Here is a 6,167-nt window from a genome sequence, read left to right as displayed (position 1 = left end):
TAGAAATTTGGTGGCTAAATTACCTAATGGTTGGATCAGAAACTTACCTACTGCTGGTGGTTTGGTAAATCCAGCACTGTCAATCAGGATTAACTTATCAACTGCTTCGGGATATCTGAGCGTGAATTCGATCGCGGCAGCTCCACCCATCGAGACACCAACTAAAATTATCGGTTGTTGGATCTTTGTCTGCCAAAATGCTTGTAAATGTCTACGAATACTCACGGAACTAAATGGACAATCGGGCAATCTTTCGGTAAACCCAAATCCCAATAGATCGATCGCCCAAACTTCTCGATGGGGTGCAATTAGTGGCATAATTCGCCGAAATTCAAAAATCGAACTATCGAAGCCATGCAGAAATACGATCGGGATGCCATCACCACCCTGACGGACATAGCTAGTCGGGATTTGTTGTAAAAGGAGGGATGTGAGAATATTTGTCCGCTGAATTTGATTGGCAAAGTCAATCGATTCTGGCTCGGTTAGTTGGCGAACACTTCTGGGTAAAAAGCTAGGAAACATTAGCGGCTATAAGTTCGATCGATTGTCTAAATTATCCTCGATCGTGGCGATCTATCGATTAGAATATTACCAGTCAAACGTTCAACAGACTCGATCGCTCGGAGCATCCTGACTATGGCTACCGCTAAAACTCTTACCAATTTGGATGGCTCTCCCTCACAGATAGTCATCGAGTCACCCCATAATCTTAAATACTGGACAGTCCAAGATTACCACCGGATGAGCGATCTGGGTATTCTCGATCCCAACCAACGGACTGAATTAATTGCTGGACAAATTGTACTGATGACTGCAAAAGGAACTCCCCATGTACTAACTCTGCGGTTATTAGCCACTGCGCTAGAGAATGCACTTGGAGATCGATCTGCTATTTTTGTCAGCACTCAAGATCCGATTCGACTCGATAACTTCTCCGAGCCAGAGCTAGATCTTGCCATCGTCAAAGGCAGCATTTTAGACTATGACCAAGCTCATCCTGGTGCTGAAGATATCTATCTTGTCATCGAAATCGCCGATTCTACCCTCAAGCAAGATTGTGAGGTAAAAGATAAACTATATGCTCGATCTAATATCGCTGAATACTGGGTCGTAGATATCAAAAATCGCCAAGTTCGGATCTTCCGCGATCCCACACCGACAGGCTATGGCAGCCAATTAATTCTCACGGAAACTCATTCCGTTTCGCCGCTAGCATTTCCTGAGATTACCTTATCGATCAACTCGATCTTACCATCAGTGTGATAGATATTGGTTGAAGGTTCGATCGATACATGTTTAATTGTAACATCGTGGTAGGGGCAATTCATGAATTGCCACACCACAATGTTAGAAGTATTGGAAGTAAAGATATTAGCTTAATTAAAACTAATTGCGCCAGAATAAATCAACCCGCGTTGAACATCGAGGGTAATCACAGTACCGCCGCGAATGCTCTCTGTGGCACCTTTAACCCCCACAATTACCGGAATATCTAACCGTAAGCCTAACACCGCTGCATGGCAGGTTAAGCCCTCATCTTCAACGACGATCGCACTAGCTTTGCGGATCGCGTCTAGATATTCAGCATTGGTCGTTTTGGCAATCAGGATATCGCCTTTATTAAAGTGGGCGACATCTTTGGGCGTGCGGGCGATATGCGCCGCGCCAGTGACCAATCCATGTCCGATGCCGATGCCTTGTCCCAAGACGGCGGTGACGACTTCGACTTTGACGAGATCGGTATAGCCAGCGACCCCTTGAGTACCAGAGGTAATTACGACCAGATCGCCTTCATGGAGCAGATTGCTCGTTCGCGCCATCGCGATCGCCGCTTGGAAGTTATCATTAACGTTAGCTAAATCGAGCAGGAGCATCGGTTGGACGCCCCACACAAGCTGGAGCCGACGCGCGACATCGACATGGGGTGTGACGGCGAGAATCGGCTTAGAGGGGCGGAATTTGGAAACGCTGCGGGCAGTAGCACCGGTTTTGGTAAAGGGGATAATCGCAGCGGCTCCGAGTTGTTCGGCGATATTGCCGACGGCTTCACTAATCGCATTGGGAATCGATCGCTTGTTATCTTCCCAGCGTTTGGAGAGTTTTTCTTTCTCGGTTTCGAGGGCGATTCTGGCCATCGTTTGGACGGCTTCGATCGGATAAATCCCTACAGCCGTCTCATTGGAGAGCATGACGGCATCGGTACCATCCAAAATCGCATTGGCAACGTCAGAAATCTCGGCACGCGTGCCCCGCGGATTGTTGACCATACTATCCAACATCTGGGTGGCTGTAATGATCGGAATCCCCATCCGGTTAGCAGTCGCGATTAATTGTTTCTGGATTCTGGGGACTTGCTCGGCGGGTAGTTCTACGCCCAAATCGCCCCGTGCGACCATTACCCCGTCGCACAACGACAGGATCTCTTCCATTTGCTCGATCGCTTCATGCTTCTCGATTTTGGCGATCACGGGGACTTCTTTCCCCGCATTGGCGATCAGTTCTTTAATTTCGAGGATATCGGCAGGATTGCGGACAAAGCTCAGGGCAACCCAATCGACACCTTGATCGAGTCCAAACATCAGATCAACGCGATCTTTATCAGTCAAAGCTTTAATCGAGAGGTAAACACCAGGGAAATTTACACCCTTGTTGTTAGATAGTGTCCCGCCTACGACGACTTCGCAGTGTAATTCACTCGTACCCGGATCGACACCAGTGACGATCATCTCGACCTTACCATCATCGAGGAGGATCGTCGAACCGACTGGAACTTCTTCGGCGAGGGTATCGTACGTCACCGAACTCATCGCCTGCGTCCCTGGCATGATTTTGCTCGTGAGCGTGAAGGGATCGCCATTTTTGAGGACGATCGAGCCATCCGCAAATTTACCCAAACGAATCTTTGGCCCCTGTAAATCTTGCAAGATCCCGACAGGTTGATTTAGTTCAAAAGATATTTGCCTAATTAAGCGAATATTTGCTAGATGGTCATCATGAGTACCGTGAGAAAAGTTGAGACGGAGAGTGGTCGCTCCGGCTTGAATCAATTGCTTCAGGACTTCGGGGCTACTGGTAGCCGGCCCGATGGTCGCAACAATCTTTGTTCGGCGGAGGGAATCTCGCAATTGCATGAAGTTACAGTCAAAGGATCGAAGGAGCACAGACAAAGCGATCGTCTTGGCAGAGCTGATGCTGGGCACATGAGGATCGGACGCGAATCATTGTGGCTAATTTGGATGGCAGATGCGGACATCACTGGCCGATCGGTCATAGATAACACTGGATGGTAGCACAGAACTGTTGTTAGTTATCCGCGATCGATGGATAAATTCGGAAATATTTCGCGATGTGTGACCAGGGCTACTGTTTCCAAATCTGTAATGAGATTAACAAAACTGCGTAAAGAATTTTAGAACTAGATGTCAGTTTGTAGTAAATATTCGGGATAAATAGTATAAGAGAGAAGCGATCTCTTGTAGTAATATTCATTGAAGTTGAGAAGTAACGATCGGCATTCGAGATCGATTGGCGATCTTGACAGCAATGCGATGCTGACAAAGCACGACACGATCTCAGATCTTGCTGGCGAGCAATTTTCACTGCCACATTTCTGCGCTGGCAAAGTCGATCGCTTTCACACTCCATATCGCAGTTTTCCCACCACGCTTGTCGAACTTTCACCCGCAAAGCCCTCATGACAATCGGCAACCCACCCCATCACCCACCACTAATCCTCATTGTCGATGATGATGAGTTGGTGCGATCGATTCTCTGCGAAAAAGTCATGCATGATGGTTATCAAGTGATGACAGCGCGCAATGGGGAAGAAGCCCTAGTAATTTATCAGCAAATCCACCCTGACTTGGTACTGATGGATGGGGTGATGCCAGAAATGGACGGATTTGAGTGCTGCGAGCAGTTACAACAATTACCTGGTGGCGATTTGACGCCAGTATTGATGATTACCGGACTCGACGATAGCGAATCACTCGATCGCGCCTACGCTGTCGGTGCGGCAGACTATATCACCAAACCCATTCACTGGGCAGTATTGCGCCAACGCGTCAAGCGTGTCCTCAATCAGTCGCATTTACATCGGGAATTAGAAGCCTCAAATCTCGCCCTCCGCCAAAAATCCGAGGAGCTTCAGCAGCAAAATCATCTCCTCGAACAGTCCCGAAAAGCCGCAGAATCGGCTAATAAAGCCAAGAGTGCCTTTCTAGCCGCCATGAGCCATGAAATCCGCACGCCGATGAATGGGGTGATTGGGATGACGGGGTTGTTACTCGATACCGAACTGACTGCCCAACAACATGAATTTGTCAGTACGATTCGCCATAGTGGCGATTCTTTACTGACGCTGATCAATGACATTCTCGACTTTTCCAAAATTGAGTCGGGCAAATTGGAGCTAGATAACCAACCGTTTGATATCCGCGATTGTATCGAGGAAACGCTCGATCTGCTCGCCCCCAAAGCAGCAGAAAAAAATCTCGAACTTGCCTATCTGATTTATAAAAACACACCGAGTTGGTTGTATGGCGATGTCACTCGAATCCGCCAAATTTTAGTCAATTTAGTCGGTAATGGTTTGAAATTCACGGAATCTGGTGAAGTAATTGTCGGCGTAACTGCCAAGCAGATTAAATCGATTGATGAAGATGCAGTGCTGGTACCAGACGAGCCGACTTATGAAGTCAGATTTGTCGTCAAAGATACGGGGATCGGTATTCCCCAAGATAAAATCGATCGCTTATTCAAAGCTTTCAGTCAAGTCGATTCTTCGACGACCCGGAACTATGGCGGCACCGGTTTGGGCTTAATTATTAGCAGACGCCTGACCGAATTGATGAATGGTAAAATGTGGGTCGAGAGCAGCGGCAATGGTGGCTCTAGTTTCTTTTTTACAATTATGGCCAAAGCGGCTCCACCTTCACCGCAAGCATGTTTCAAAGAGCAACATCAGCCCATCCAATTGCAAGGCAAACGCTTATTAATCGTTGAAGATAATGCCACCCATCGCAAAATTTTAGCTCTGCAAGCCCAATCTTGGGGGATGCTGGCTCACCCCACCGAGTCTGGAGCTGACGCCCTCAAATTACTCAATCTACGCGGACATTTCGATCTGGCCATCTTGGATATGCAGATGCCCGAAATGGATGGCTTGACCCTCGCCCAAAAGATTCGCGAGTTTCCAGAATATCATAAATTACCATTGGTAATGCTTAGCTCTTTGAGTATCAGTCGCACAGAAATCGAGGCCGCAAAAGTTGATTTTGCAGCAACTTTAAATAAACCAATTAAGCAATTTCAACTGCAAGATGTCCTCGCTCAAATTTTAGGGAAAGATACCGATCGATCGAGTGCAATCGTAAAGTCCAAATCATCAAATTACGATCGCTATCAAGCGGCTTTCCCCTTGCGGATACTCTTGGCAGAAGATAATCTGGTCAATCAAAAAGTTGCCATTCATATGCTCAAACGGATCGGCTATCAAGCTGATGTGGTCATGAATGGTTTAGAGGCGATCGAGCGACTCCAGCATCATCCCTATGATGTGATTTTGATGGATTTACAAATGCCCAAAATGGATGGCATGGAAGCTACCCGCAGAATTCTGACAGAATTCCCCGAACACCGCTGTCCGACGATTATTGCCATGACCGCAAATGCCTTAGAAGGCGATCGGCAAGAGTGTTTGGCGGCTGGGATGCATGACTATGTGACTAAACCTGTGAAAATCGAACAATTAGCCTATGCGTTGAGTCAGTGTCAGCCGTTGTTATTAGTTTAATTGATAATTGATAATTGATAATTGATAATTGATGGTTGACAGATAAATACTAATTAGGTTTAAGGATTGCTTTGAGATGGTTGAATACTTAGACCAACTGACTGAATACAATTATACTTGTAGAACAAAAAAATAAATGTCTTTTAGCTACGATTATACGATCCAGTTTCGAGATACAGATGCGGCTGGGGTGGGATATTTTGCGAGTATTATATCGATCTGTCATGTTGCTTATGAAGCTTCGCTCATAGAGACAGGGATCGATCTCAAATTGTTTGTTAGTAATCCCGAATTTGCAGTGCCGATAACTCAGGTAGCGGCTGACTTTTTACGGCCATTATATTGTGGCGATCGAGTCACGATCTCACTG

5 protein-coding genes are annotated in these 6,167 nt (G+C 46.7%); 3 read left to right on the top strand and 2 right to left on the bottom strand.

Annotated elements, in window-relative coordinates:
• The coding region (locus RMO27_RS20360; protein ID WP_309735986.1) for an alpha/beta fold hydrolase at positions 1–525 on the bottom strand (525 nt) is incomplete at its 3' end.
• Positions 526–639: 114 nt separating this feature from the next.
• Between RMO27_RS20360 and RMO27_RS20355 the strand changes: the two genes are divergently transcribed.
• The gene (locus tag RMO27_RS20355; RefSeq protein WP_309735983.1) at positions 640–1,266 is read left to right on the top strand and encodes a Uma2 family endonuclease; all 627 of its coding nucleotides are present in this window, start codon (positions 640–642) and stop codon (positions 1,264–1,266) included.
• Between the two features lie 113 nt (positions 1,267–1,379).
• On the opposite strand, the gene pyk is transcribed toward RMO27_RS20355, so the two are convergent.
• The gene (gene pyk / locus RMO27_RS20350; RefSeq protein WP_309735990.1) at positions 1,380–3,134 is read right to left on the bottom strand and encodes a pyruvate kinase; all 1,755 of its coding nucleotides are present in this window, start codon (positions 3,132–3,134) and stop codon (positions 1,380–1,382) included.
• Between the two features lie 563 nt (positions 3,135–3,697).
• Here pyk and RMO27_RS20345 point away from each other — a divergent pair.
• Together RMO27_RS20345 and RMO27_RS20340 are read left to right on the top strand one after the other, a co-directional pair.
• The gene (locus RMO27_RS20345; protein ID WP_309735979.1) at positions 3,698–5,797 is read left to right on the top strand and encodes a response regulator; all 2,100 of its coding nucleotides are present in this window, start codon (positions 3,698–3,700) and stop codon (positions 5,795–5,797) included.
• A 136-nt stretch (positions 5,798–5,933) separates the two neighbouring features.
• Positions 5,934–6,167: acyl-CoA thioesterase (locus RMO27_RS20340; protein WP_396133770.1), on the top strand; the 234-nt coding region annotated here is incomplete at its 3' end.

The organism is Chamaesiphon sp. OTE_75_metabat_556 (assembly GCF_031378165.1).
Classification (GTDB): domain Bacteria; phylum Cyanobacteriota; class Cyanobacteriia; order Cyanobacteriales; family Chamaesiphonaceae; genus Chamaesiphon.
Note: the sequence above shows the minus strand (reverse complement) of the source record. Positions and strands in the feature narration are given on the sequence as shown.